Origin of the sequence: Nocardioides flavus (ex Wang et al. 2016) (assembly GCF_014653115.1) — a bacterium.
Lineage (GTDB): Bacteria > Actinomycetota > Actinomycetes > Propionibacteriales > Nocardioidaceae > Nocardioides > Nocardioides flavus.
In genome coordinates this window covers 1-26702 of sequence record NZ_BNAD01000025.1, presented here as the reverse complement: position 1 = coordinate 26702, position 26702 = coordinate 1, and the positions used below count along the sequence as shown (strand labels likewise).

The following is a 26702-nucleotide window of genomic DNA, read 5'->3' as shown; positions in this document are numbered from 1 at the left end:
GCGATGCCCTCACCATCACCGACCTGGACGGCGAAATCCTCATCGAGCACACCCGCCCGGCACCCGGGATCACCTACGTCGGCAACGGCCAGCGCCAGCGTCACGGCCCCCCACCCAAGACCGCTGAGGCGTCACCGATGTCTTGAGACATGAACTGTCACGGATGTTCTGATGCAGATTCGTCACCGATGTCTTGAGACATGACACCGACAGTGGGTCTGTCAGTGGTCTCGTGACGGGACTTCGTCACTCCTCGACCACCACAAGGCCCGCTGGTTGAGGAGGTCGCGCAGCGACCGTCACGAAACCAGGTCGGGGGGTCTCGTGACGCGACTTCGTCCCTCCTCGACCAGCGCGCCGCAGACGCCTCAGGCGAGCAGCGCCACGAGTGCCACGACCCCGACCGTGGCGATGACGGCGCGGAGCAGGACGGGCGGCAGTCGTCGTCCCACCCCGGCCCCGGCCTGCCCGCCGACCACCGAGCCGAGCGCGATCAACCCCGCGACGGTCCAGTCGACGTCCGCGACGGCGATGAAGACGAGCGCGGCGACGGCGTTGACCACCAGCGCGAGGACGTTCTTCGTGGCGGTGTGGCGCTGGATCCCATCGATGACCCCGATGCCGAGGATCGCCATCAGCAGCACCCCTTGGGCCGCGCCGAAGTAGCCGCCGTAGACACCGGCGAGGGCGACCGCAGGCCACACCCACCACACGCCGTGGTCGGGGACGCCGCCACGCGACGCGGCCCGGGCCGCGACGGAGCGCTGGATCCGCGGACCGACCAGGACGAGCACGACACCGAGCGCGATGAGCGCCGGGACGATGGTGTCGAACGCCGAGGACGGCAGCCAGAGCAGCAGGAACGCACCCGTGACACCGCCGAGCAGGGAGGCCGACCCGAGCCGCAGGATCCGGTTCCGCTGGCCGACCAGCTCGCGCCGGTAGCCCACGACCCCGGACAGGTTCCCGAGCACGAGCCCCACGTTGTTGCTGATGTTGGCGGTCACGGGAGGGACGCCGAACGCGAGGAGGGTCGGGAACGTGATCAACGAACCCGACCCCACCACGGTGTTGATGGTGCCGGCCGCCACCCCCGCGAGGGCGATCAGCACGGCTTCGACAGGACTCACTGGCCGGCGGGTGCCCCCGGGTCGGCGGGACCGGACGTCGGGGTGTCGGGCCGGGACTTCCCGGGCCGGGCCGCGACCTCGGCCGCCGCGATCGCCTGCTGCACGGCCTCGTTGGTGGCCGAGGTCTCGGCGTCCTCGGACGAGCGCGGCAGCTGCGGCTCCGAGGGCCCCATGTCGACGCGCTTGCGCGGCGTCGCGTCCTTCGGGATGCCGGCGATCTCGTGGATGGAGGAGCCGAGGCCCTCCATCGCCTTGGTGATCTCCGACGGGATGACCCACACCTTGTTGGCGCTGCCCTCGGCGATCTTCGGCATCATCTGGAGGTACTGGTAGGCCAGCAGCGACTGGTCGGGCTGACCGTCGTGGATCGCCTGGAAGACCGTCTGGATGGCCTGACCCTCACCCTGCGCCCGGAGGATGGCGGCCTCACGGTCGGCCTGGGCGCGCAGGATCTGCGACTCACGATCACCCTCGGCGTTGAGGATCTGCGACTGCTTGTTGCCCTCGGCGGTGAGGATCGCCGACTGGCGCTGGCCCTCGGCGCTGAGGATGAGGGCACGCTTGTCGCGGTCGGCGCGCATCTGCTTCTCCATCGCGTCCTTGATCGACGGCGGCGGGTCGATGCCCTTGATCTCCACGCGGTTGACCCGGATGCCCCACTTGCCGGTGGCCTCGTCGAGGACACCGCGCAGGCCGTTGTTGATCTCCTCGCGCGAGGTGAGCGTCTGCTCGAGGTCCATGCCACCGACGATGTTGCGCAGGGTGGTCATGGTGAGCTGCTCGACGGCCTGGATGTAGTTGGCGATCTCGTAGGTCGCCGCGACCGGGTCGGTGACCTGGAAGTAGATGACCGTGTCGATCGACACCACGAGGTTGTCCTCGGTGATCACCGGCTGGGGCGGAAAGCTCACGACCTGCTCACGCAGGTCGATGAGGTAGCGGACCCGGTCGATGAACGGAACGACGATGTTGAGTCCCGCCGGCAGCGTCCCCTTGTACTTGCCGAACCGCTCGACGATGCCGGCGCGCGCCTGGGGCACGATCCGAACCGTCTTGGCGAGCATGACGACGACGAACAGGACGACGAGCAGGAACAGGATGAACAATGCTGACGGCACTGGTCTCCCCCCGATCTTGTGGTGTGCGTTGAGTGCGGTGCGTGGGTCAGGACTCGAGCGTCGCGACGGGGTGTACGTAGGCCGTGGCGCCCTTGATCTGGAGGATCTCGACGGTCTCGCCGGGCGCGATGCGCAGGTTCTCGTCGTACGGCAGCGCGGTCCAGATCTCGCCGCCCGCCTTGATCCGCCCCGGGGCGAGCCCGGTGATCTCCTCCGTCACGAGCCCGCGGGTGCCGACCAGCTTGCCGTGGCCGAGCGAGAGCTCGGGACCGCCGTGGAGGCGCTTGACGAAGGCCGGTCGCACGAAGGCCAGCATCGCCGTTGCCGCGGCGAGCGCGGCGAGGATCTGCACCACGACCGGCAGGCCGATCAGAGCGGCCACCATGCCGACCACGGCCCCCGCCGCGAGCATCGCGAGGATGAGGTCGAGGCTGAACATCTCGGCGACGCCGAGGCCGATCGAGAGCGCGAGCCAGGTCTCCCAGAGGTGGTCGCGGATCCAGTCCATGTCCCGACCCTATCCAGTCGCTGTTGACGTCAGGAGTGAGCGACCCGCTGGGCCGGGCGACGACGTGCGGCGAAGCGGTCGTCGGCGCGGCTGAGCAGCAGGGGCATGCCGAACGTCTCCGACAGCGACTCGGCGGTGACGACGTCCTCGACCGGGCCCGAGTCGACCACCCGTCCCCCACGCAGCAGCAGCGCGTGGGTGAAGCCCGGGGGGATCTCCTCGACGTGGTGGGAGACCAGCACCGTGGCGGGAGAGTCGGGGTCGAGCGCGAGGTGGGACAGGGTGGCCACGAGGTCCTCGCGTCCCCCGAGGTCGAGTCCCGCGGCCGGCTCGTCGAGCAGGAGCAGCTCGGGATCGGACATCAGCGCACGGGCGACCTGCACCCGCTTGCGCTCGCCCTCGCTCAGGGTGCCGAAGGTCCGCTCGAGCAGGTGGCCGGCGCCCACCTCGGCCAGCAGCGCGGCCGCCCGGTCGTGGTCGAGGGTGGCGTACTCCTCGCGCCAGCGGCCCACGACGCCGTAGGACGCCGAGACGACCACGTCCTGGACGAGCTCGCTCCTGGGGATGCGGTCGGCGAGCGCGGCGCTGGTCAACCCGATGCGCGGACGCAGCTCGAAGACGTCGGTGGTGCCGAGCACCTCGTCGAGGATGCCGGCCACGCCGGAGGTCGGGTGCAGGTGCGCAGCGGCGACCTGCAGGAGCGTCGTCTTGCCCGCACCGTTGGGTCCGAGCACCACCCAGCGCTCGTCCTCCTCGACCAGCCAGCTGACGTCGTCGAGCAGCAGCGTCTGTCCACGGCGCACCGTGACCCCTGCGAACTCGACGACGGCGACCATGATCCTCACCCTATCCAGCCGCCGCCCGGCGACCGGTGCGGACACGACGGTCGCAGACGGCGGAGTAGCCTCGCGGCGATGTCGCCCTCCGCCCCCGCCGCTGCCGCACTCCCCCACTCGGCGACGCTCGCCTGGTGGCTGACGGCATGGCTGCGCGGCCACGAGCAGACCGACCACGTGCTCGACGAGCTGTCCGCCGACGCCCACCTGCTCGCCGGGGGATCCGCCCTGGACCTGTTGGTGCGTGCCCGGGGCACCGGCGCGACGTACGCGGGGCTGGCGCTGCCGGTCGACGGCGACCCGCTGGGCCTGGGCGGGCCCCGCGACTTCAACGCAGCCGCGCTCGAGGCCGGTCAGGCCGTCCTCGTGGGCGACGTGGGGCTGGTGCCCGAGGACCGGGGCGAGACGGTGCAGTGGCAGGCGTACGAAGCGGCGCGCCGCCAGCTCCCCGACGTCGGCGAGGCGGATCGCGGGCTTCGCGAGGAGCTGCTCGGCGCCGCCGGCGACCTCGCCGACCTCGACGTCGCGCGCTGGCGGCCGGAGGCCGCGGACGCACTGATGAACCTGCACCACCGGCCGGCGCTCGACGCGCCTCTGGGCACGCCGCCGCGCTGCGTCGACCTCGCGGCCCGCGGCCTCCAGGCGTGGTCGATCGTCGACCTGGCCCTGGTCGACGACGGCGGAGCGCTCTCGGCGTACGAGGCGGAGCGGCGCCGCGACCTCCTGCAGCCGCTGGGTCGGGCGGCACGCCGCGCGATCGTCGCGGCGTGCTCGCCCGAGGTGTGGCCTCCGGACTGAGCCGGGTCAGCCGCCGTACTGGCCGCTGCCGTAGGCCGGCGGGGGCGGCGGGTAGCCGCCCTCGTAGCCCGCGGGACCGGTCTTGGGGTTGGGCCCGTACTGGTTGTCGGCCTTGGAGTCGGTGCAGAACCACACGATGATCAGGATCCAGCCGATGATCGGGATGATGCCGATCAGGATCCACCAGCCGCTGCGGCCCGTGTCGTGGAGACGTCGTACGCCGGCGGCGAGGCTCGGCAGGAACAGCGCCAGGCTGCCCGCAGTGTTGACGAGGCCGCCGCTGCCGGTGTCGTACGACGTGCCGAGCAACGCGTCGACCACGCTCGTGGCGATCCCCACGAGGAAGCCGAAGAGCGCGAAGTACCAGTACTCGGAGCGACGCGCGCGTCCCGAGAAGTCGACGTACTTGGACAAGCACGTGCGGACCGCCGTCATGAAGTCCATGACCTACCCCCTGTGTGGTGGCACCCCGTGGACCGGGCTGCCGGCGTCAGCACCGTAGGGCATCCGGCGCCCGCGGGCCAGCACCCCGCACGGGCCGTCCCGACGGCCCGACCCGCGGACCCCGGCGACCCGGGCCCAGGCGCGGGGCTAGCCTTCCTCCCACCATGGAAGACGAGCCGAAGACCCTGCTGGTCACACTCACCGGCACCGACCGACCGGGCGTCACCTCAGCGGTCTTCGCCGCACTCTCGGGCGCGGGCGTCGAGGTCGTCGACATCGAGCAGATCGTGCTGCGGCGCCGGCTGGTGCTGGGCATCCTCGTGACCGCGCCCCGCGACTGGAAGAAGCTGCGCGACGTCATCGAGCGCACCGCCGCCGAGCTCGGCATGTCCGTGGAGGTGGAGCGCGGCGCCGGCGACAATCGCAGCCGGCAGGGCGAGCGCTCCCACATCACGATCATCGGCAACCCCTTGAAGGCCTCCGCGATGGCCGCCATCGCCGGTCGGATCGCGGACTCGGGGGCCAACATCGACAAGATCGAGCGGATGGCGCGCTACCCCGTGACTGCCATCGAGCTCCACGTGTCGGGCGCGCCCGCCGACACGCTGCGCCCGCTGCTCGCCGTCGAGGCCGTCAGGCAGGGCATCGACCTGGCCGTCCAGCGCGACTCCCTGCACCGTCGCGGCATCCGGCTCATCGTCATGGACGTCGACTCCACCCTGATCCAGGGCGAGGTCATCGAGATGCTCGCCGCCCATGCCGGGCAGGAGGCCGAGGTCGCCCGGGTGACCGAGGCCGCGATGCGCGGCGAGCTCGACTTCGAGGCCTCGCTGCGGGAACGGGTCGCCCTGCTCGAGGGGGTGCCCGAGTCGGCGCTCGAGGAGGTCTACGACTCGATCGTCCTGGCCCCGGGGGCGCGGACGATGGTGCGTACGCTGCGCCGCCTCGGCTACCGCTTCGCGATCGTCTCGGGCGGCTTCACCCAGATCACCGACCGGCTCGCCGCCGACCTCGGCATCCACTTCGCGCGCGCCAACGAGCTCGAAGTGGTCGACGGCCGGCTCACCGGCCGGATCGTCGGCGAGGTCGTCGACCGCGCCGGCAAGGCGACGGCGCTGCGCGAGTTCGCCGCGGAGGTCGGCGTGCCCCTCGACGCGGTGATCGCCATCGGCGACGGCGCCAACGACCTCGACATGCTCAACGCGGCGGGCCTCGGCATCGCCTACAACGCCAAGCCGATGGTGCGCGACGCCGCCGACACGGCCGTCAACGTCCCCTACCTCGACGCGATCCTCTACCTCCTGGGCATCTCGCGCGAGCAGATCGAGGATGCCGACGCGGCCGTCGGGATCGTGACGCCGGCGCCGCCGCTCACCGGCTGAGGCCGACGACGACGCAACCGGCGATCGCGGGGTCCTCGACGACGCGGGTGGCCAGGCCGGCGTGCGCCATCGCACCACGTGTCAACGCGACCTGCGGGCGGCCGGTCTCGACGACGAGCACTCCCCCGGGCGCGAGCCACCCGGGCGCACCCTCCGCCAGCCTGCGGTGCAGCTCCACCCCGTCCTCGCCGCCGTCCAGGGCGGCGACCGGCTCGTGGTCGCGCGCCTCCGGCGGCATCGCGGCGATGCGGTCCGTCGGCACGTACGGCGCGTTGGCAGCGAGCACGTCGACCCTGCCGCGGAGGGCGTGGGGCAGCGCCTCGTAGAGGTCGCCGGCGTGCAGTGCGGCGCGCGGCGCGTTGGACCGGGCGCAGGCCAGGGCGACCTCGCTGACATCAGCGGCGTGGGCCTCGACGCCGGACGGCAGGCACGCCGCGACCGGCGCCACGCCGCAGCACATCTCGACGACGACCGCCGCTGCGCCCTCCGGCCGGTTCCTGGCCGCGACCTCCGTCAGCGTCGTGCGGGCGAGGAGCTCGGTGCGTCGCCTCGGGACGAAGACGCCGGGAGCCACCATGAGGCGCCGGCCGAGGAACCCGACCCAGCCCAGCAGCAGCTCGAGGGGCTCGCCTGCGGCTCGACGCGAGACCAGGTCGTCCAGGGCTGCGGGACCCGGGGCCGCTTCCGCCAGCAGCCCGGCCTCCTCCTCGGCCCACACGCACCCCGCCGCACGCAACCGCGCGACGATCGCGGCTCGGGTCACCCGTCCCCGACGTGGAAGGCCTCGAGCCGGCCCGCCCCCGGCCCGAGGTCGGACCACGGAGCGGAGACCGCGAAGACGGCGAGCGCGGCGGTGGGGAAGCCCCGGGTCACCAGTCCGGTCGTCGCGTCGGCGTCACCGTCGCCGTCGTCGATCAGCTCGGCGAGGTAGGCCATCGTCGGGTTGTGCCCGACGACGACGAGACAGCCCACCGAGGCCTCGGTGTCGCGCAGCAGGTCGAAGGCCGAGTCGCCACCGGCGGCGTAGAGGGCCGCGGAGAAGTCGGCCTCGAGGTCCCAGCCGGCCCCCAGCGCGAGCTCCTCCCAGGTCTGGACGGTGCGGCGCGCGTCCGAGACCAGCGCCGCGTCGGGGCGTATCCCTTGCGCGTCCAGCCAGCGCCCGGCTGCCGCGGCGTCGGCGCGACCGCGTGCGGCCAGCGCGCGGTCGTGGTCCGTGGCGGCCGTCGCCTCGGCCTTGGCGTGGCGCATCACCACCAGTCGTCTCGGTGCCCGGTCCACGGCGTCCCTCCCCACTCCTGGCGCACTCGTGCGTCCGCCCACCCTTGCAGCCGCTAGCCTGCCTGTCATGCCCAAGGGACCACTCATGATCATCGGGGGCGCCGAGGACAAGGTGCGCAAGCCGACGATCCTCAAGCACTTCGTGTCCCTCAGCGGGGGACGCGCCGCCCGCATCGCCGTGATCCCGACGGCGTCGTCGCTCGGTCGCGAGGTCGTCGACGTCTACGACACGCTGTTCACCAAGTTCGGTGCGGCCCGCGTCGACTCCGTACGGCCGGAGTCGCGCGAGCAGGCCCACGACCCGGCGCTCGTCAAGGCCCTCGACGAGGCGACCGGCGTGTTCATGACCGGCGGCAACCAGCTCAAGCTGTCGTCGATCGTGTGCGGCACCCCGGTCGGCGACGCCATCCTGCGTGCCCACGAGCGCGGCGCGGTGGTCGCCGGGACGTCGGCCGGCGCGAGCATCCAGTCGTCGCACATGGTGGCCTTCGGGGTCGGCGGCTCCACCCCGAAGCAGCGGATGACGCAGGTCGCCGCCGGACTGGGGCTGGTGGACACCGCGGTGATCGACCAGCACTTCGACCAGCGCAACCGCTACGGCAGGCTCCTGATGATCGTGGCGCAGAGCCCGCAGCTGCTCGGCATCGGTGTCGACGAGGACACCTGCGGCCTGGTCGAGGACGTCGACGGCGACGTCGTGATGCGGGTCCTCGGCAAGGGCGCGGTGACGATCTTCGACGGCTCCCGCATGGTGTCCAACGCCTACGAGGCGACCCGGTCGTCGCCGCTGCTGGCCAGCGGGGTCGTGTTCCACACGCTGCCCGAGGGCAGCGTGTTCAACCTCTCCACGCGCGCGCTCCTGCCGCAGGAGCCGGTGGTCGAGCCCGAGGACGCCGACGAGCTCGCCGAGGCCACGCGCGACCTCCGGCAGCTGGTCCGCGACATCGCCGCGGCCGACGCCACGCCCGCCGCCATCCGGCGGCGCCTGAAGCTGCGGCGCACGTCGACCCCCCAGACCCCCGACCCGACCCAGGGAGACAGTGCATGAGTGAGCGGCCCACCCCCGACCTGGAGATCGTCGAGACCCGCGTCTACCGCGGCGCCAACGTCTGGTCCTACGACAAGTCGATCCACCTCGTGGTCGACCTCGGCTCCCTCGAACAGTTCCCGACCAACACCCTCCCGGGCTTCACCGACGACCTCGTCGCCATGCTGCCTGGGCTGCGGGAGCACTCGTGCTCGCGCGGCCGGCGCGGCGGGTTCCTGGAGCGGCTCAACGAGGGCACCTGGCTCGGCCACGTCGCCGAGCACGTCGCACTGGCCCTTCAGCAGCTCGTCGGACACGACATCCGGCGCGGCAAGACCCGCCAGGTCAAGGGCCAGCCGGGCCACTACAACATCATCTACGGCTACATCGACGAGAACGTCGGCCTCGGAGCCGGCCGCCTCGCCGTACGCCTGGTCAACCACCTCGTCGAGGGCGACCCCGACTTCGACTGGGAGACCGAGCGCGACGACTTCATCCGGCGCGCCGAGCGCACCGCCTTCGGCCCGTCGACGCAGGCGATCGTGGACGAGGCCGTCTCGCGCGACATCCCGTGGATCCGGCTCAACCAGTACTCCCTGGTCCAGCTCGGGCAGGGCGTGCACGCCAAGCGGATCCGCGCCACGATGACCTCGGAGACGTCCTCGATCGCCGTCGACATCGCCTCCGACAAGGACCTCACGACCAAGCTGCTCGGCGCGGCCGGACTTCCCGTGCCCAAGCAGGAGTCCGTGCGCACCGAGGACGGTGCCGTCGCCGCCGCGCGACGCATCGGCTACCCCGTGGTGCTCAAGCCGCTCGACGGCAACCACGGTCGCGGCGTGTGCCTCGACCTGCAGGACGAGGCCGACGTACGCGCCGCGTTCCCGGTCGCGCACGGCCAGTCGCGTCGCGGCAGCGTCATCGTGGAGTCCTTCGTCACCGGCAAGGACTACCGCTGCCTGATCATCGACGGCCGCATGGTCGCGATCGCCGAGCGCGTGCCCGCCTCCGTCACCGGCGACGGCACGTCCACGGTGCAGGAGCTGGTCGACCTCACCAACGCCGACCCGCGCCGCGGCGTCGGGCACGAGAAGGTGCTGACCCGGATCAAGGTCGACGAGGCCGCCGTCGAGGTGCTCGCCGACCAGGGCCACACCCTCGAGTCGGTGCCCGCCGAGGGCGAGATGGTCAAGCTGGCGCTCACCGGCAACATGTCCACCGGCGGCATCTCCATCGACCGCACCTTCGAGGCCCACCCGGAGAACGTCGAGATCGCCGAGGAGGCCGCCCGGATGGTCGGGCTCGACATCGCCGGCATCGACTTCATCTGCCCCGACATCACCCAACCGGTGCGCGAGACCGGCGGCGCGATCTGCGAGGTCAACGCCGCGCCGGGCTTCCGCATGCACACCCATCCGACCATCGGCGAGCCGCAGTTCATCGCCAAGCCGGTCGTCGACATGCTGTTCCCGCCGGGCGCGACGTCGCGGATCCCGATCGTGGCGGTGACCGGCACCAACGGCAAGACCACCACCAGCCGGATGATCAGCCACATCTTCAAGGGCATGGGCCGCAAGGTCGGGATGACCTCGACCGACGGCGTGGTGATCGACGAGCGCCTCGTCATCCGGGCCGACGCGTCCGGGCCGCGCTCGGCACGGATGGTGCTGCAGAACCCGCGCGTCGACTTCGCGGTCTTCGAGGTCGCCCGTGGCGGCATCCTGCGCGAGGGCCTGGGCTACGAGCGCAACGACGTCGCCGTCGTGCTCAACGTCCAGCCCGACCACCTCGGCCTGCGGGGCATCGACACCGTCGAGCAGCTCGCCGACGTCAAGGCCGTGATCGTCGAGGCGGTGCCGCGCGACGGCCACGCCGTCCTCAACGCCGACGACCCGCTGGTGCGCGAGATGCGTCGCCGGTGCTCGGGGCAGGTCGTGTGGTTCTCGATGGACGAGCCGGGCAGCGAGGTGCGCGAGATGATCGACGCGCACTGTCGTCGCGGCGGCAAGGCCATCGTCCTCAACCCGAGCGAGCGCGGCGAGATGATGGTCGTCCAGCACGGTCGTCGCGAGATGCAGCTGGCGTGGACCCACCTGCTGCCGGCCACCTTCAGCGGCCGGGCCCGGATGAACGTGCAGAACGCCCTGGCCGCGGCCGCGGCCGCCTTCGCGGCAGGTGCCCCGCTGCACGACATCCGCCAGGGCCTGCGGACCTTCTCGACCAACTACTACCTCTCCCCCGGCCGCCTCAACGAGGTCGAGGTCAACGGCGTCAACGTGATCGTGGACTACTGCCACAACGCGCCGGGGATGAAGATGCTGGGCGACTTCGTCGACCGGGTCGGTGAGTCGCTCGAGTCGTCCCACGACCTCGCCCGCCCCTCGCGGATCGGGATCATCGCCACCGCCGGCGACCGTCGCGACCAGGACATGGTCGAGCTCGGCCACATCGCCGCCCAGCACTTCGACGTGTGCATCGTGCGCGAGGACGTGGCGCTGCGCGGCCGCGAGCGCGGCGCGACGGCCGAGCTGGTCCTGGAGGGCGTCCGGACCGCCATGGACGAGGGCGCCCGCTGCAAGCAGGCCGAGCTCGTCCTGGAGGAGATCGAGGCGGTGCGGCACGCCATGAGCCGCGCCAACCGCGGCGACCTGGTCGTGGTGTGCGTGGACAAGCACGCCGAGGTGATGGCCGAGCTGGAGAACTGGTCGGACGTCGCGCAGGCCGGCTCCGGCGCCAACCCCGACGCCCCCTCCGCCGACCCGGACTACACCCCGCCGACCGACGGGTGAGGGAGGCCGTCCGCACCGAGCGCGGACACGACGAGGCCGTCGACGGATCGGTCCACGTTGGTCAGCGCCACGACTCCGCTCCGGGTGGACGGGTCGGCGAGCAGCGAGGACCGGAAACCGTAGGTACCGCCGTTGTGGAAGAGGTGCCCGGCGGCGGGTCCACGTGTGAAGCGGATCCAGCCCAGCCCCTGGTCGTGGCCGCGAGCGCTCACATGCGTCCGCGCCGCGAGCCGCATGGCCTCACCGAGCTCGCCGGGCGGGGGGTCGAGGACCGCGCCGACGAAGGCCTGCATGTCCTCGATGCTCGACCACAACGCGCCGCACCCCGCCATCGCGTCCTGGAAGTGCCACGGCGTGGGGCGCGGACGGAGCCGCCGGGTGTGCCCGGTCAGGCGCCGCTCGACGGCCGCTGAGGTGGAGGTGTCGCCCAGTCCGAGCGGATCGCCGACCTCCGCGCGCACGAGCTCGTCGTACGTCGTCCCCGCGGCGGTCGCCAGGGCGAGCCCGAGCAACCCGAACCCGAGGTTGGAGTAGCGCACCCGGCCCACCCCACGGCGGCGCAGCCGTTCGAGCGACGCCGCCAGTGCGGCGCCGTCGAGGTCGGCGTACGGGTCAGGGTCGCGGCGCAGGGCACGGGTCCACAGCTCGGGAGGGATGCGCGGGAGACCGGCGGTGTGGGTCGCGAGCTGTCCGAGCGTGATGTCGGCCGGCGCCCACCCGAGGATCCGGCGCACCGGGGTGTCCAGGGAGACCTCGCCGCGCACCACGGACCGGGCCAGCACAAGCGCGGTGAACACCTTCGTGATGGACCCGACCTGCCACAGTGCACGTCCGGGAGCCACCTCGGCACCGCCGCGGTGGACCACGTCGGGCGACGTGCCCACGGCGGCGACCGCGAGCGAGATGTGGCGCGGGGAGGCCCGCTGCACGACCTCGGCGACGGTGCCCGGCTGCCTCATCACTCTCCTTGGGCCGCCCGCACCTTGGCCGCCAGCACCTCGGGCGAGTCCGGCACGCCGCCGTGGGCGGCGATCCAGTCGTAGGCCTCCTGCCGCTCGGCGTGGCACATGAGGCCCACGACGTCGCCGGGTCGCGCGCGGTCGACGAGGGCGGCGAGGCAGGCGACCTCGGTCGGGTAGGTGTCGATGTCGGTGACGCCGACGCGCGCGGCGCCGCCGCGCAGCAGCGCGTCGACCTCGTCCATCGTGCGGGTACGGAGGTAGCGCTCCTTGTGGCCGATCGCGACCACGTCGCTGCCCTTGGCGCCGATCTCGCCCAGGGCGGCGATCAGCTCGTCGGTGCGGTCACCGACGGCACCGAGGCCGAGCAGCAGCCGCGCCCCGGGACGGCGTACGCCTGCCATGATCTCGAGGAGCGCCTCGAGCCCGGCCTCGTTGTGCGCCAGGTCCATCACGACCGACACGCCCTGGCCGTCACCGGCGGGCAGGGAGAAGAAGTTCATCCGCCCGGGGTTGTGCTCGGCGTCCGGTCGGAACGACCGCAGTCCTGCGACGACGTCGTCGCGCGACAGTCCGATCGCCAGCGCGGCCGAGGCCGCCGCGAGGGCGTTCTCGATGTTGAACCGCGACAGGCCGGCCAGCGTCATCGGCACGTCGACGAGCTCCACCAGGGGGTCGGGGTCCGCGCCGGGGGCGAGGACGGTGATCCACCCGTCGATCACCGTGGTGGCGCGACCGCCGCCGTGGCTGAGCACCTCGCGGACCCCCGGCGAGTCGGGGTCGCGGCTGAAGATCCACGGCTGTGCGGAGATCACCGCGCGCATCGCGAGCACGCGCGGGTCGTCGCCGTTGAGGACGGCCCAGCCGTCCTTGCGGGTGATCCGCGGGACGACCGACTTGACCTCCGCGAGCTGGTCGACGGTGTCGATGCCCTGCAGGCCGAGGTGGTCGGCGGTCACGTTGGTCACCACCGACACGTCGTTGCGGGTGATCCCGATCCCCTTGAGCAGGATGCCGCCGCGGGCCGTCTCGGTGACCGCGAGCTGCACGCCGTCGAGCCCGAGCGCCCGGGCCGCCCCGGACGGGCCGGAGTAGTCGCCGGCCTCGACCAGCACGCCGTCGCGGTAGATGCCGTCGGTGTTGGACCAGCCGACGACGAGGCCGCTGGTGCGCGCGATGTGCGCGACCATCCGGCTGGTGGTGGTCTTGCCGTTGGTCCCCGTCACCGCGACCACGGGGACCGTGGGCGTGATCGTGGTCGGCCGGTCGCCGCCCGTCACGGCGGCGACCTCCTGCGCCGCTGCGCTGACGGCCGCCTCGACGTCGGGCGTCGGCAGGGCGTCGAGCGCGTGGGCCACGGCCTGGCCCAGCGCCTGCGCCCGTTGGCGGCTGCGCCACGGGAAGGCCACGACGACCACGTCCGGGTCGCTGGTGGGACGTACGCGCACCGCCAGGCGACGGGTGCCCGCCTCGGCGGCGATCGCTCGTACGAGCCGTTCCACGGCCCGCAGCGCGAACCGCTGGCGGAAGCCCGAGCCCGCCCCGCCCGGGCGTGTGCTGCGCAGCCCGATCCGACGGCTGAAGCGCAGCACCGTGTCCTCCCCCGCCTCCGTGATGGCCGACACGTCGAGCGTCAGCTTGATCGCCGCGCGCGGGAAGTAGAGGTTCGGGCCTTCGAGGACGCGCAGCTCGACGAGTGAGGTCACCGGGGGAAACTAGCGGACCGCGAGCGGTGGGCTACAGACCCATCGCGTGGAAGCCGCCGTCCACGTGCACGATCTCGCCCGTGGTGGCTGGGAAGAAGTCGCTGAGCAGGGCCACGACGGCCTGGGCGGTCGGGGTGTGGTCGGACTCGTCCCACCCGAGCGGTGCACGGTCCTTCCAGGCCGACTCGAGGTCCTCGAAGCCCGGGATGGCCTTCGCGGCCAGCGTCTTCAGCGGACCCGCCGAGACCAGGTTGCAGCGGATCCCCTCCGGGCCGAGGTCGCGGGCGACGTACCGGCTGGTGTTCTCCAGGGCCGCCTTCGCCACGCCCATCCAGTCGTACGCCGGCCACGCGGTCGTCGCGTCGAAGGTCAGGCCGACGATGGACGAGCCGCGCGAGAGCAGCGGCTTCGTCGCGACGGCGAGGGACTTCAGCGAGTACGCCGAGACCTGCACGGCCTGCGCCACGTCCTCCCACGGACCGTCCATGAACTTGCCGCCCAGCAGCGTCTCGGGGTTGCCGTAGGCGATCGAGTGGACGACGCCGTCGAGCCCGTCGACGTGCTCGCGCACCTGGTCGGCGAGCCCGGCGAGGTGGTCCTCGTCGGTGACGTCGAGCTCGAGCACCGGCGGCTCCTGCGGCAGCCGCTTGGCGATCCGCCGGGTGATGCCGAGGGCCCGGCCGAAGTTGGAGATGAGCACCGTGGCGCCCTGCTCCTGCGCGATCTTCGCGGTGGCGAAGCCGATCGAGCTGTCCATCGTCACTCCGGCGACGAGGATGCGCTTGCCGTCGAGGATTCCCATGTGCGTGTGTCCCTTCGAGTGGGTGTGGTCAGTGGCCCATGCCGAGGCCGCCGTCGACCGGGATGACGGCACCGGTGACGTAGGCGGCGCCGTCCGAGGCGAGCCAGGTGACGGCCGAGGCGACCTCGGCCGTCGAGGCGTAGCGGCCCAGCGGCACCTGGGTCTTGATGGCGGCCTTCTGCTCGTCGGTCAGCACGTCGGTCATGTCGGTCTCCACGAAGCCCGGCGAGACGACGTTGGTGGTGATCGAGCGACTGCCCAGCTCGCGCGCCAGCGAGCGGGCCATGCCGACGAGGCCCGCCTTGGACGCGGCGTAGTTGACCTGGCCGGCCGAGCCGAGCAGCCCGACGACGGACGAGATCAGGATGATGCGACCGCGCCGCAGGCGCAGCATGCCCTTGGCTGCGCGCTTGACCAGCCGGAACGTGCCGGTCAGGTTGGTGTCGATGACCGACGACCAGTCGTCCTCGCTCATCCGCAGCAGCAGCGTGTCCTTGGTGATGCCCGCGTTGGCGACCAGCACCTCCACCGGGCCGTGGGCCGCCTCGACCTCGGCGAAGGCGGCCTCGACGGCGACGGGGTCGGTGATGTCGCAGCGCACGTCGAGCGCGCCCTCGGGCGCACCCCCGTTGCGGGTCGTGACGGCCACCTTGTCGCCCTGGGCGATGAACGCCTCGGCGATCGCGCGGCCGATGCCGCGGTTGCCGCCGGTCACGAGGACCGAACGGGGCTCGGCGGAGGTCGAGGTCGGGGCGGTGGGTCCGGAAGTCTCGCTCACGGCCTCGACGCTAGTGATTACTGCGGGGTAGGCCGAACTCACTCGTCCTCGAGGCGGAAGCCGACCTTCATCCCGACCTGGAAGTGCTCGACCGAGCCGTCCTTGGCCTGGCCCCGGATCTGGGTGACCTCGAACCAGTCGATGTGGCGCAGCGTCTGTCCCGCGCGCTGGATGCCGTTGCGGATGGCCTGGTCGACCCCGTCCGGCGACGTCCCGACGATCTCGGTGACCCGGTAGGTGCGGTTGGACATGGGGGTTCCTCCTGCTGAGCGCTGGGCGTGGGTGGTTGAGCCTAGCGACGTAGACTCGTGGCATGGCCAAGTCCGACGCTGTCCGCATCACGACGGCCCGCAGCAGCGCCGCCGCGGACATGAAGTCCCGCCAGCGCCGCTACGCCATCTCGATGAGCATCCGTACGGTGTGCTTCCTCGCCGCGGTGTTCGTCGGGGACGGGGTGCTGCGGTGGATCCTGGTCGCAGCCGCGGTGTTCCTCCCCTTCCTCGCGGTGGTCGTCGCGAACGCCGAGAACCAGCGTGACGACGGATTCAGGCTGCCCGACGGTCCCGGCGCCCATGAACTGACGGCCGGACGCAACGAGGACTGAGGAAAATTCGATCGACACGGCCGTGTCGAAAGTTTGGTTTTCACCCAGTCCCATGGAATGATCATGGAGCTAGCGCAGCATCCCCCGTCTGCGTGAGCGTCGGAGTGCCGGACAGCTTCCCCCCGTGGCTGTCCGGCACTTCTCGTTGTGGCCCCGGCCGAGAGGAGGACGTCGATGGAGCTCGACCGCGACATCTGCTCGGCCAAGGGCTGCCAGGCCGACGCCGTGTGGGACCTGCAGTGGAACAACCCCAGGATCCACACCCCCGAGCGGCGCAAGTCGTGGCTCGCGTGCGACGAGCACCGCGCCTCGCTGTCGGACTTCCTCGGCGCGCGCGGGTTCCTGAAGGACGTCGTCCCCCACGCCCCTACGAGCTGACGCGTCTCCGCTCACCCACCGATGGCGGACATCGGGCGGTCGGGCTGGAGGAACGTCACGTCGTCGATGCCGTGCCCGGCCCGCTTGCCGCGCATCGCGATGACCCAGCGCTCGGCGATCTCCTCGTCGCCGGCGCCGGAGCGCAGCGCCGTACGCAGGTCGGACTCCTCGCGGGCGAACAGGCAGTTGCGCACCTGACCGTCGGCGGTGAGCCGCACGCGGTCGCAGTCACCGCAGAACGGCCGGGTGACCGAGGCGATGATCCCGACGGTGGCGGGCCCGCCGTCCACGTCGAAGAGCTCGGCCGGGGCACTCCCCCGCGGCTCCCCGTGGGGGGTCAGGGTGAACTCGGTGGACAGCGCGTCGAAGATCTCGTCGGCCGTCACCATCGCCGCCCGGCTCCAGTCGTGCTGGGCGTCGAGAGGCATCTGCTCGATGAACCGCAGCTCGTAGCCGTGCTCGATGCTCCACCGCAACAGCTCGGCCGCCTGGTCGTCGTTGGTGCCGCGCAGGAGCACGGCGTTGAGCTTGACCGGACCGAGCCCCGCGGCCTTCGCGGCCTCGAGCCCGGCGACGACGTCGGCGAGGCGGTCACGCCGCGTGATGGTGGCGAAGGTCTCGGGGCGCACGGAGTCGATGCTGGCGTTGATGCGATCGAGCCCGGCGTCGGCCAGGGCCTGCGCGGTCCGCGAGAGGCCGAGCGCGTTGGTCGTCAGCGACGTCTCGACCCCGAGCGCGTGCGTACGCCCCACGATGTCCACCAGGCCGCGGCGCAGCAGCGGCTCGCCGCCGGTGAACCGCACCTCGCGGATGCCGAGGCGCTCGACGCCGATCGTGATCAGCCGCACCACCTCGTCGTCGGTGAGGGTCTGCTCCGTGGGGAGCCAGTCGAGGCCCTCGGCGGGCATGCAGTAGTTGCAGCGGAGGTTGCAGCGGTCGGTGAGCGAGACACGCAGGTCCGTGGCCACGCGTCCGAAGCGGTCAGCCAGCGGTGTCGTCACTGTCACAGTCTAACGATCGTGCCCGAGGCACCCGATCTGCGCTCAGGACGCGCCGGATAGCCTCGCAACGTGCACAAGCTGCGGTTCCTGGTCTCACGCCGCTGGATCGTCTTCGCGCTCGTGGTCGTCGCGCTGGCCTGGGTGGCCTGGCGACTCGGCGAGTGGCAGTTCAACCGGCTCGACGACCGTCAGGAGCGCAACGAGATCATCCAGCGCAACGAGCGGGCCGGGGCCGACCCGGTCGCCGACGTGCTGGCCCCCGGTCGGGACGTCGCGCTGGCCGACGAGTGGCGCATCGTCGAGGCCACCGGGACGTACGCGGTCGAGGACACCGTGATCGTGCGCTACCGCACGCGCGAAGGCGCGGCGGGCGTGGACGTGGTGGTCCCGCTGGAGCTGTCCGACGGCACCAGCCTGCTCGTGGATCGGGGCTGGTACGCCACGGACAACCGGGGCGCGACCACCGCCGACGTGCCCGCACCGCCCGCGGGCGAGGTGACGATCACCGGATGGGTGCGCCAGGACGCCGAGGGCGACAGCACGGAGGTCGCCGACCGGTCCACGCGTGCGGTCGACAGCGAGCGGATCGGCGAGGCGCTGGACCGCGAGGTCCTCGGTGGCTGGGTGGACCTCCGCTCGGAGTCGCCCGAACCCGAGACCCCGCTGCAACCGGTCGAGCTGCCGGAGCTCGACGAGGGCCCCCACTTCTTCTACGGCCTGCAGTGGTGGTTCTTCGGGGCGCTGGCCATCTTCGGGTTCCTCTACCTCATCTACGACGAGTGGCGCGGCGGCCGGGGCCCGTGGGGCAGCAACCAGGCACCTGCCTCGAAGCCCACCGGGGCCACCGCGCGGCCGGGCCCGCCGGCACAGAAGCGTCGCCGCACGCTGCGCGACCGGCTCGACCCGGGAACCGACCAGGACGACCCGGAGCGGCCCGCCGTCGAGCGGGAGCAGCGCGCGGGACGGGACTGAAGGCCCGGCTCAGCCCTGAGTCGCGGCCTCGCGGAACTGGGTGGCATGGAGGGTGGCGTACAGCCCGCCGGCGGCCAGCAGGTCGGCGTGGGTGCCCTGCTGGACGACGCGGCCCTCGTCGAGGACGAGGATCAGGTCGGCGTTGCGCACCGTGGAGAGCCGGTGGGCGATCACCAGCGACGTGCGTCCCTCGAGGGCCGCGTCGAGAGCATGCTGGACGGCCGCCTCGGACTCGCTGTCGAGGTGTGCGGTCGCCTCGTCGAGGACGACGACGGACGGTGCCTTGAGCAGGAGCCGGGCGATGGCGAGCCGCTGGCGCTCGCCCCCGCTGAGCCGGTAGCCGCGGTCGCCCACGACCGTGTCCAGCCCGTCGGGCAGCGAGCGCACGAGCCCGGCGATCTGCGCCGCCTCGAGCGCGTCCCAGACATCGCTCTCGAGGGCGTCGGGACGGGCGTACAGCAGGTTGGCCCGGATGGTGTCGTGGAACATGTGCGCGTCCTGGGTGACGTAGCCGACGACGTCCTCGAGGGACTGCAGCGTGACGTCCCGGACGTCGTGGCCGCCGACGCGCACAGCCCCGGACTCGACGTCGTAGAGGCGCGCGACGAGGTGCGTGACCGTCGTCTTGCCGGCGCCCGAGGGGCCGACGAGGGCGACCATCTGGCCCGGCTCGGCGGTGAACGTGACGTCGTGCAGCACCCGACCGGTGTCACGCGACTCGGTGCGGGCGACGGTCTCGAGCGAGGCGAGCGAGATCTCGTCGGCCCGCGGGTAGGTGAAGGCGACGTGGTCGAACTCGAGCCGCGAGGCCGAGGCGGGCAGGACCACCGCGTCGGGCTTCTCCCGGATGAGCGAGGGCAGGTCGAGGACCTCGAAGACCCGGTCGAAGCTCACCAGCGCGGTCATCACGTCGATGCGGACGTTGGACAGGCCCTGCAGCGGGCCGAGCAGACGGGTGAGCAGCACGCCGAGCGCGACGATGGTGCCGACGGACAGGTCGCCGCGGATGGCCAGCCAGCCGCCGATGCCGTAGACCAGCGCGGTCGCCAGCTGCGGCACCAGCGTCATCGCGGCGAAGAAGATGCGGGTGAGCAGCGAGATCCGCACGCCGAGGTCGCGCACGACCGCGGCCTTGCGGGCGTACGCCACGTCCTCCGCCTCGCGCCGCCCGAAGAGCTTGAGCAGCATCGCGCCGCCGACGTTGAACCGCTCGGTCATGGCGTTGCCGAGGTCGGCGTTGCCGTCCATCTGCTGGCGCGACAGGTCGGCCAGCTTGGCGCCCACCACCCGCGAGGCGATGAGCAGGATCGGGAAGAGCGCCAGGCACAGCACCGTCACCGGCCAGCTGAGGAACAGCATCGTCACGCCCACCACGACGGCGGAGATCACGTTGGAGACGGTGCCCTGCAGCGTCGAGGTGAAGGCGCGCTGCGCACCGATGACGTCGTTGTTGAGCCGGCTCACGAGCGCCCCGGTCTGGGTGCGGGTGAAGAACGCGAGCGACTGCCGCTGGACGTGGGCGAAGACCTGCGTGCGCAGGTCGTAGATCAGTCCCTCACCGATGCGGCTCGAGAGCCACCCGGTGATCAGCCCGAAGCCGGAGTCGACGACCGCGACGACGGCCACCAGGATCGCGAGCCACACCACGAGCGAGGTGTCGCCGTTCTGCACGCCGTCGTCGATGATCATCTTGAGCAGCAGCGGCGGCAGGACGACGAGCGCGGCGTCGACCACCGTCACGCCCAGGAAGCCCGCGATCAGCCTGCGGTGCGGGCGCGCGAAGCCCAGCACGCGACGCAGCGTGCGGCGCTCGATCTTGGTGTCGACGACGCTCCGGTCGCTGCGCAGGTGCCGCCACGGCGGACCACCGCCCCCCGGTCCCATCGACATGCTCGCTCCTCTGCTCGTCCCGAGTGCTCAACCCGTGCCCGAGCGGCATTGTTCCTCGGGCCCCGGCCGGTCAGGCGAGTGCGGCTGCGACGGCGCGGAACCGCCGTACCTGCGCCTCCCGCTCGAGACGTCGCTGCTCGTCGAGGTCGCGGTCGGCTGCTCCCTGCAGGAGGGTCTTGGTCTCGCTGACGACACCGGGCATCGGGGCGACCAGGGCCGCGGCGAGGTCCGCGACGGCCGCGTCGAGCTCGGCGGCCGGGACGCACGACGTGACCAGGCCGATGCGTACGGCCTCCTCGGCCGCGACGACGCGGGCGGTCGCGCAGATCTCCAGGGCGCGGGCGTAGCCGACGTGCTCGACAAGCGGCTTGGTGCCGGTGAGGTCGGGCACCAGGCCGAGCGCCGACTCCTTCATGGAGAACTTGGCGTCGTCGGCGACCACTCGCAGGTCGCAGGACAGGGCGAGCTGGAAGCCGGCGCCGATGGCGTACCCCCGGACCTTGGCGATCGAGACGAAGCGCGGGTCGCGCAGCCAGGTGAAGCCCCGCTGGAACTCCTCGATCCGCGCGGAGGCGGCCGCGTCGTCGAGCGCGAGCAGGCCGAGCACGCTGCCCTCACCGGCGTTGGCCGGGTCGAGCATCGCCCGGTCGAGGCCGGCGGAGAACGTGTCGCCCTCCCCCGCCACCACGACGACCCCGACCTCGTCGGGCAGACTGTCGCCGATCGCGGCGAGCGCGAGCCACATCGCCGGGGTCTGCGCGTTGCGGACCTCGGGGCGGTCGAGGGTGATCGTGGCGACCGCGCCGTCCACGTCGAGACGGAGGCCGACCGCGGCGAGCTCTTCGGGAGTCATGCGCCGAGGCTACTACTGGGCAGTAACTTCAGGCGAGCGACACCAGGTCGGCGTAGTCCTCGCTCCACAGGTCCTCGTCGCCGTCGGGCAGCAGCAGCACGCGGTCGGGGTCGAGCGCGCGGACGGCGCCCTCGTCGTGGGTCACCAGGATGATCGCCCCGGTGTAGCTGCGGATCGCGTGCAGCACCTCCTCGCGGGAGGCGGGGTCGAGGTTGTTGGTGGGCTCGTCGAGGAGCAGCACGTTGGCGCTGGAGACGACGAGGATCGCGAGGGCGAGCCGGGTCTTCTCGCCACCGGAGAGCACCCCGGCGGGCTTGTGTGCGTCGTCGCCGGAGAAGAGGAAGGAGCCCAGCACCGAGCGGGCCTGCGTGTCGGTGAGCTCGGGTGCCGCGCTGTGCATGTTCTCCAGCACCGTCCGATTGACGTCGAGGGTCTCGTGCTCCTGGGCGTAGTAGCCCATCTTGAGCCCGTAGCCGGGCACCACCTCACCGGTGTCGGGCTGGTCGACGCCGGCCAGGATGCGCAGCATCGTCGTCTTGCCTGCGCCGTTGAGGCCGAGGATGACGACCCGGCTGCCGCGGTCGATCGCCAGGTCGACGGCGGTGAAGACCTCGAGCGAGCCGTACGACTTGGACAGGTCGCTTCCCATGAGCGGCGTCTTGCCGCACGGGGCGGGCTCGGGGAACGCGATCCGGGCGACCTTGTCGGCCTGGCGCTCGGTCTCGATGCCGGCCATCATCTTCTCGGCGCGCTTGAGCATGGACTGCGCGGCCTGCGCCTTGGTGGCCTTGGCCCGCATCTTGTTGGCCTGGTCGGTGAGCACCTTGGCCTTGTTCTCGGCGTTCTGACGCTCCCGGCGGCGGCGCTTCTCGTCGTCCTCGCGCTGGGTGAGGTAGTTGTGCCAGCCCATGTTGTAGACGTCGATGACGGCACGGTTGGCGTCGAGGTGAAAGACCTTGTTGACGGTCGCTTCGAGCAGCGCGTTGTCGTGGCTGATCACGACGAACCCGCCGCGGTGGGCCTTGAGGAAGTCGCGCAGCCACACGATGGAGTCGGCGTCGAGGTGGTTGGTCGGCTCGTCGAGGAGCATGATCTCGGCACCCGAGAACAGGATGCGGGCGAGCTCGACGCGGCGGCGCTGGCCACCGGACAGCGTGCCGATCGGCTGGGCGAGCAGCCGCTCCTCGATGCCGAGCGCCGCGGCCATCTGCGCGGCCTCGGACTCCGCGGCGTACCCGCCGCCGGCGTGCAGCTCGGCGTCGGCACGCGCCCAGCGCTTCATCCCACGCTCGTGGACCTTCGGGTCGTCGCTGGCCATGTCGACCTCGGCCGCGCGCAGCCGGCGTACGACCTCGTCGAGGCCGCGTGCGGAGAGGATGCGGTCGCGGGCGATGACCTCGGGGTCGCCGACCCGGGGGTCCTGGGGCAGGTAGCCCACGTCGCCGCTGCGCAGGACCTGCCCGGACGCGGGCTGGCCCTCTCCGGCGAGGATGCGGGTGAGGGTCGTCTTGCCGGCGCCGTTGCGCCCCACGAGGCCCACCTTGTCGCCTGCGGCGATGCGGAAGGTGACGTCCTCCATGAGGAGCCGCGCGCCGGCTCGGACCTCGAGCTTCTGGGCGGTGATCATCGCGGCACATCCTACGAAGGGGTGGGAGCCGGAGCCCCATCGGCGAGGCTTCGCGCTAACCTGCCGACAGGCTCCACCTCGGCGTCACCACGTGCGGAAAGGCAACGCCCATGCGCTTCAACCCCAAGGCCGACATCAGCGGGGGCAGGGTCTCCGACGCGGGCCGCGGTGGCGGCGGCGGTGGCGGGATGCGCATCCCGCTGCCCGGCGGCACCCGCGCCGGCGGCGGCATCGGCGGCATCCTGATCATCATCCTGTTCGTGGTGCTGACGCAGTGCGTGGGCGGCGGTCTCCCGAGTCCCGGCGGGGACTCGCAGCCGCAGGGCCAGCCCGAGGGCATCGACTCCGGCGACCAGCGCTACGCCAACTGCCGCACCGGTGCCGACGCCCAGGACGACCCCGACTGCGCCCGCAAGGCCGTGGCGCTGTCCCTCGAGCAGTACTGGGCCGAGACGCTGCCCGACCAGGGCGACACGCAGTTCGCGCCGTCGACCATCAACACCTTCGCCGGCGGGGTCAACACCGGCTGCGGCCAGGCCACCTCGCAGGTGGGCCCCTTCTACTGCCCGGCCGACCAGCAGATCTACCTCGACACCTCGTTCTTCCCCGAGGTCCTCGAGCGCGAGCTCGGCGGTCAGGGCGGTGACTTCGTGGAGCCCTACGTCTTGGCGCACGAGTACGGCCACCACATCCAGAACCTGATGGGCACCATGGGTCAGGTCCGCACCCAGCAGGGTCCCGAGTCCGACGCCGTACGCCTGGAGCTGCAGGCCGACTGCTACGCCGGCATGTGGACCCGGCACGCCGAGGACAGCGAGCTGATCACGCTCGACGAGGGCGACATCGCCGAGGCGCTGGACTCCGCCAAGGCGGTGGGTGACGACCGCATCCAGCAGCGGTCGGGCCAGGGCGTGAACCCGGACGGGTGGACGCACGGGTCGTCGGAGCAGCGGCAGGCGTGGTTCAGCCGCGGCTACGAGGAGGGCAGCCTCGAGGCCTGCGACACCTTCTCGGCGTCCAGCCTCTGAACCCTCCTCGCTACCTGCCTCACCGCAGCAGCGCCTCGATGTGCCCCACCTGGCGCTGCATGGCGTAGATGTAGGGCGCGACGCTCGGGTGGCGGAACTTCCCGGCCAGCGCACCCTCGCCGTCGGCCACGCGGGCGAGCGCCCAGTCGAGACGGGTGAGCGCGGTGTAGACGGCCATCACCCGCGCGCCCGTCAGCACGTCGTCGGTCGAGGCAAGCCCGGATGGCAACGCACTGACGTAGGCCTCGACCAGCGGGTCGACGTCCTCGCGGGTCGCGAGCGAGAGGTAGCCGAGGTCGGCGCCGACCGGCCCGCGACCCAGGTGGGCCCAGTCGATGGCGACGGCACCCTCGCCGTGGCGACCGGGGATGTTGGCGGCGGACGGGTCGCCGTGCTGGGCCACCTGCGGCAGCGCGTCGCACCGGTCGAGCCAGACCGTCCGCTGCCGCCACAGGTGGTCGGCGATGTCGGCCATCGGTGTGCGCGCGAGGGTGCGCCACCCCCCGCGCCGCTCGACGAGCGCGAGCCGGCTGCGGAGCTGGTCGCGCGCCAGCCACCCGTACGAGCCGAGGTCGACTGCCGCGAAGCGGCCGAGGCACGCCGCGAGCCACAGCCCGGGCGCGTCGTGGGTCTCGACCCGCTCGTGCACGAGCGTGACACCTTCGTCGTCCTCGTCCACGCGCACCACCGGTGCCTCGCGGAGCCCGGGGGTGCCCGCGACGACCCCGCTGAGGGCGACGTCGGCCGCGCGTCGCCAGTAGTTCACGTCGGACGGCCGCAGCGGCCCCGGCCCATCGTACGGATCGGGCCGGGCGAGCCGCTTGACGACGACGTCGCGTCCGCCGACCTGTGTCGACCACAACCCCACGGTGGCCGGCCCCGCACCCGGGAGGCGCTGCCATCCCGGCTCCGGCTGCCAGGCCGTCGCGGCGGAGGCGTCCATGGCGCGAACCTAGCGCACGCCGGTGCGCCCTGACATGACGCTGGCGTCACGGGTGCGCTCAGGGCAGCAGATCCGGACGTGCTGCCCGGCGGGGAAGTCCTGCCCGTTCACGGGGTTTGGCTGATGAAGTCGTGGTCCCCCACGGCGTTCGAGTCAGCGTTGAGCGCTGATCACCGCCATGAGTCCAAGGCCGGACTGGCAAACCGTCGCGGCCCGCATCGGCCGCCACCTGCCTTGGGAGTACGACTACGAGCACGACGACCAAGTGAACGAGCGCGCTGACCTCGCCCGCCTCGCCCACTCCTTCTGGCACGACGAACTAGGAGATCAGGGTGAAGGTGCTGGCGAGCCGCAGCTCGAACGGTGAGTAGTCGACGAGGCAACCGTCCCCTCCAGGCGCCGGTGGCGCCGTGGATCTGACGAGGCGGAGGTGCTCGGTGACGCCGTGGACCTCGTGGAGGCCGGTGTCTCCGGGATCGGCGACCCAGGAGGTCCAACCGGGGGATTCCTTGACGTAGTTGCAGCGCTCGCACAGCCCTTGGCCGTTCGATGCGGCCGTCGGCCCGTCGTCGGCGACGGGTGTGATGTGGTCGTGGTGGCGGATGGCGGCGTTGCAGCCCGGGGTGCGACACAGGCCGCCGTCACGCAGGTCGAGGAACTCGGCGAGCAGCCCGTCGAACCTGCGAGTCGTCGACTCCATCGCGATCAACGCCCGGTCCGCAGGGGTGACGAAGAGCCGCCTGATGATGGCCTTCGCCGCAGCGCTGGCGCGGCGGACGAGGTCGGTGCACAGGGCGGCAGGGAGGTGTCCAGCGCCCAGGATCTGGCCGGGCTCGGTGCCATCGCCGAGAAGTGACTCCACACCGATGACCAGGTTGACCTTGACGGGCGGGGGGTCGGAGGCGGGGTCCCGTCCCGTGATCCGCGCGGCAAGGATGTCTGCGCGGGCCTGACCCGCGGTGCGCGAGTCGCCGGCAGCGCGGGCCGCGGCGGCCTCGGCGTCGAGGACGCCGCGCACGCAGACCAGGGCCTCGAGCGGCAGGATGGCTGTGAGCCGACCGGTGCCGTCATCGAGCGCGCGGCTGGTGACGCGGCGGTCGGCGCGCGCACGCCGACAACGGCGGGCCTCGGCATCGGCGGCGTGGGTGAGGCACGAGCGCCGCACGGCGTCGCGGAGACGAACGTCGCCGAGGCCGGCCAGCCGTGGCGCCAGGTCTTCGTCGACCCGGCCGCGCTGCTCGGGAGTGAGGTGGTCGACCCCGCGGGCGATCGCGAGAGCGCGGGCCTCGGTCAGCTCGCCGCGACCCAGCGCGGCCAACGTCAGCGGCAGGTCGTCGCGCAGGCGGTGGGACAGCAGGACTCGCTGCTCTCCGGCGTAGGGGCTGGCCAGCGTCGCGAGCGCGACCTCGGCCCCGATCGACATCGCCCGCGGCGGCGTACGCCGACCGTCCACCGGCGCATCCTCGCTGTCGGCGACGTCTGCGAAGGTGGCTGCCACGACCGCCTGGGCGGCCGCAGCCGCGGACTTGATCCGCTCGAGGGCCTCGAGCTGGTCGAGCAGGTCCGGCCCCAGCGTGCCGGGCGTCAGGTCGGCCAGCAGGTCGGCCAGCGCGTGCAGGTCACTGGCCTGCCACTCCTGTCCCACTGCCTCCGCCATCACGGCCTCCAGTCGAGTCGTCGAACACTTGTTCGATTGTCTCATACTGGCGCACCCGCGTCAACGGCGCGGACTCAAACGGCTGTTGCAACGAGCCTCTTGTTGAGGGCCTGGCCGGGAGTCTGCCATTCGAGGGTCTTGCGGGGCCGGGTGTTCAGCTGCAGGGCAACCCGATCGCACTCGGCCATCGTGAG

The 26702-nt window shown here is 72.1% G+C and carries 26 protein-coding genes and 1 pseudogene; 8 read left to right on the top strand and 19 right to left on the bottom strand.

Translation table 11 applies throughout. The features are described 5' to 3' along the window. Window positions 1–368 precede the first annotated feature (368 nt). From IE200_RS20225 to IE200_RS20210, 4 genes are all read right to left on the bottom strand, one after another. Window positions 369–1112, bottom strand: coding sequence for a sulfite exporter TauE/SafE family protein (locus tag IE200_RS20225; RefSeq protein ID WP_407941038.1), 744 nt, complete (start codon window positions 1110–1112; stop codon window positions 369–371). A gap of 14 nt (window positions 1113–1126) precedes the next feature. Further along, window positions 1127–2194 (bottom strand): SPFH domain-containing protein, encoded by a 1068-nt coding sequence (locus tag IE200_RS20220; protein ID WP_191281299.1) that lies wholly within the window; start codon window positions 2192–2194, stop codon window positions 1127–1129. Window positions 2195–2294: 100 nt separating this feature from the next. Then, window positions 2295–2756 carry an NfeD family protein gene (locus tag IE200_RS20215; RefSeq protein ID WP_191281296.1) on the bottom strand — a complete coding sequence of 154 codons (462 nt, stop codon included), beginning with the start codon at window positions 2754–2756 and terminating at the stop codon, window positions 2295–2297. A gap of 29 nt (window positions 2757–2785) precedes the next feature. Then, the gene (locus tag IE200_RS20210) at window positions 2786–3592 is read right to left on the bottom strand and encodes an ABC transporter ATP-binding protein (protein WP_191281295.1); all 807 of its coding nucleotides are present in this window, start codon (window positions 3590–3592) and stop codon (window positions 2786–2788) included. Window positions 3593–3670: 78 nt separating this feature from the next. Between IE200_RS20210 and IE200_RS20205 the strand changes: the two genes are divergently transcribed. Then, window positions 3671–4390, top strand: coding sequence for a hypothetical protein (locus IE200_RS20205; RefSeq protein ID WP_191281294.1), 720 nt, complete (start codon window positions 3671–3673; stop codon window positions 4388–4390). A 6-nt stretch (window positions 4391–4396) separates the two neighbouring features. Here IE200_RS20205 and IE200_RS20200 read toward each other — a convergent pair whose 3' ends face one another. Then, window positions 4397–4834: a DUF805 domain-containing protein gene (locus IE200_RS20200; RefSeq protein ID WP_191281293.1), complete on the bottom strand. Its 438-nt coding sequence runs from the start codon at window positions 4832–4834 to the stop codon at window positions 4397–4399. Between the two features lie 164 nt (window positions 4835–4998). On the opposite strand from IE200_RS20200, the gene serB reads away from it, so the two are divergent. Next, a complete protein-coding gene (serB, locus tag IE200_RS20195) occupies window positions 4999–6216 on the top strand; it encodes a phosphoserine phosphatase SerB (RefSeq protein ID WP_191281292.1) in 1218 nt (405 codons plus the stop codon). Here the strand turns inward: serB and IE200_RS20190 are convergent. Next, window positions 6206–6979 (bottom strand): putative protein N(5)-glutamine methyltransferase, encoded by a 774-nt coding sequence (locus IE200_RS20190; protein WP_191281291.1) that lies wholly within the window; start codon window positions 6977–6979, stop codon window positions 6206–6208. The genes serB and IE200_RS20190 overlap by 11 nt on opposite strands. Beyond that, window positions 6976–7494, bottom strand: a complete 519-nt coding sequence (locus IE200_RS20185; protein WP_229856884.1) for a SixA phosphatase family protein — start codon at window positions 7492–7494, stop codon at window positions 6976–6978. Before IE200_RS20185 ends, IE200_RS20190 begins: the two co-directional genes overlap by 4 nt. A 67-nt stretch (window positions 7495–7561) precedes the next feature. On the opposite strand from IE200_RS20185, the gene IE200_RS20180 reads away from it, so the two are divergent. Then, a complete protein-coding gene (locus IE200_RS20180) occupies window positions 7562–8542 on the top strand; it encodes a cyanophycinase (RefSeq protein WP_191281289.1) in 981 nt (326 codons plus the stop codon). Next, window positions 8539–11310, top strand: coding sequence for a cyanophycin synthetase (cphA, locus tag IE200_RS20175; protein ID WP_191281288.1), 2772 nt, complete (start codon window positions 8539–8541; stop codon window positions 11308–11310). The genes IE200_RS20180 and cphA overlap by 4 nt, the downstream gene beginning before the upstream one ends. Here the strand turns inward: cphA and IE200_RS20170 are convergent. Genes IE200_RS20170 through IE200_RS20150 form a run of 5 tightly spaced genes read right to left on the bottom strand, consistent with a single transcriptional unit; the run spans window position 11286 to window position 15806 of the window. Next, window positions 11286–12269, bottom strand: coding sequence for a serine hydrolase domain-containing protein (locus tag IE200_RS20170; protein WP_191281287.1), 984 nt, complete (start codon window positions 12267–12269; stop codon window positions 11286–11288). The genes cphA and IE200_RS20170 overlap by 25 nt on opposite strands. Further along, entirely contained in the window at window positions 12269–13975 is a 1707-nt protein-coding gene (locus IE200_RS20165) for a Mur ligase family protein (protein ID WP_191281286.1), read from the bottom strand. Before IE200_RS20165 ends, IE200_RS20170 begins: the two co-directional genes overlap by 1 nt. A gap of 31 nt (window positions 13976–14006) precedes the next feature. Next, window positions 14007–14777: an enoyl-ACP reductase FabI gene (gene fabI / locus IE200_RS20160; protein WP_191281285.1), complete on the bottom strand. Its 771-nt coding sequence runs from the start codon at window positions 14775–14777 to the stop codon at window positions 14007–14009. Window positions 14778–14805: 28 nt separating this feature from the next. Beyond that, entirely contained in the window at window positions 14806–15555 is a 750-nt protein-coding gene (gene fabG, locus IE200_RS20155; protein WP_191281284.1) for a 3-oxoacyl-ACP reductase FabG, read from the bottom strand. A 38-nt stretch (window positions 15556–15593) separates the two neighbouring features. After that, window positions 15594–15806: a dodecin gene (locus IE200_RS20150; RefSeq protein ID WP_191281283.1), complete on the bottom strand. Its 213-nt coding sequence runs from the start codon at window positions 15804–15806 to the stop codon at window positions 15594–15596. A gap of 62 nt (window positions 15807–15868) precedes the next feature. On the opposite strand from IE200_RS20150, the gene IE200_RS20145 reads away from it, so the two are divergent. Together IE200_RS20145 and IE200_RS20140 are read left to right on the top strand one after the other, a co-directional pair. Continuing rightward, entirely contained in the window at window positions 15869–16159 is a 291-nt protein-coding gene (locus tag IE200_RS20145) for a DUF3099 domain-containing protein (RefSeq protein ID WP_191281282.1), read from the top strand. Window positions 16160–16333: 174 nt separating this feature from the next. Beyond that, the gene (locus IE200_RS20140) at window positions 16334–16537 is read left to right on the top strand and encodes an acetone carboxylase (RefSeq protein ID WP_191281281.1); all 204 of its coding nucleotides are present in this window, start codon (window positions 16334–16336) and stop codon (window positions 16535–16537) included. A gap of 11 nt (window positions 16538–16548) precedes the next feature. Here IE200_RS20140 and moaA read toward each other — a convergent pair whose 3' ends face one another. After that, the gene (gene moaA / locus IE200_RS20135) at window positions 16549–17538 is read right to left on the bottom strand and encodes a GTP 3',8-cyclase MoaA (RefSeq protein ID WP_191281280.1); all 990 of its coding nucleotides are present in this window, start codon (window positions 17536–17538) and stop codon (window positions 16549–16551) included. A gap of 69 nt (window positions 17539–17607) precedes the next feature. On the opposite strand from moaA, the gene IE200_RS20130 reads away from it, so the two are divergent. Then, entirely contained in the window at window positions 17608–18510 is a 903-nt protein-coding gene (locus tag IE200_RS20130) for an SURF1 family cytochrome oxidase biogenesis protein (protein ID WP_191281279.1), read from the top strand. Window positions 18511–18519: 9 nt separating this feature from the next. Here the strand turns inward: IE200_RS20130 and IE200_RS20125 are convergent, their stop codons facing one another. The 3 genes from IE200_RS20125 to IE200_RS20115 form a co-directional block, all read right to left on the bottom strand. Next, window positions 18520–20394 carry an ABC transporter ATP-binding protein gene (locus IE200_RS20125; RefSeq protein WP_191281298.1) on the bottom strand — a complete coding sequence of 625 codons (1875 nt, stop codon included), beginning with the start codon at window positions 20392–20394 and terminating at the stop codon, window positions 18520–18522. Window positions 20395–20470: 76 nt separating this feature from the next. Beyond that, on the bottom strand, window positions 20471–21253 hold the full coding sequence (locus IE200_RS20120; protein ID WP_191281278.1) for an enoyl-CoA hydratase/isomerase family protein: 783 nt from the start codon (window positions 21251–21253) through the stop codon (window positions 20471–20473). Window positions 21254–21281: 28 nt separating this feature from the next. Next, window positions 21282–22880, bottom strand: coding sequence for an ABC-F family ATP-binding cassette domain-containing protein (locus tag IE200_RS20115; protein WP_191281277.1), 1599 nt, complete (start codon window positions 22878–22880; stop codon window positions 21282–21284). A 110-nt stretch (window positions 22881–22990) separates the two neighbouring features. Here IE200_RS20115 and ypfJ point away from each other — a divergent pair, with 110 nt between their 5' ends. Next, entirely contained in the window at window positions 22991–23908 is a 918-nt protein-coding gene (gene ypfJ, locus IE200_RS20110) for a KPN_02809 family neutral zinc metallopeptidase (RefSeq protein WP_191281276.1), read from the top strand. 19 nt (window positions 23909–23927) lie between these two features. Here ypfJ and IE200_RS20105 read toward each other — a convergent pair whose 3' ends face one another. The 3 genes and pseudogenes from IE200_RS20105 to IE200_RS21275 form a co-directional block, all read right to left on the bottom strand. Further along, window positions 23928–24851, bottom strand: coding sequence for a phosphotransferase (locus IE200_RS20105; RefSeq protein WP_191281275.1), 924 nt, complete (start codon window positions 24849–24851; stop codon window positions 23928–23930). Window positions 24852–25170: 319 nt separating this feature from the next. Continuing rightward, the gene (locus IE200_RS20100; RefSeq protein ID WP_191281274.1) at window positions 25171–26508 is read right to left on the bottom strand and encodes an HNH endonuclease; all 1338 of its coding nucleotides are present in this window, start codon (window positions 26506–26508) and stop codon (window positions 25171–25173) included. A gap of 74 nt (window positions 26509–26582) precedes the next feature. Continuing rightward, window positions 26583–26702, bottom strand: a pseudogene (locus IE200_RS21275) (IS30 family transposase); the annotation flags it as partial.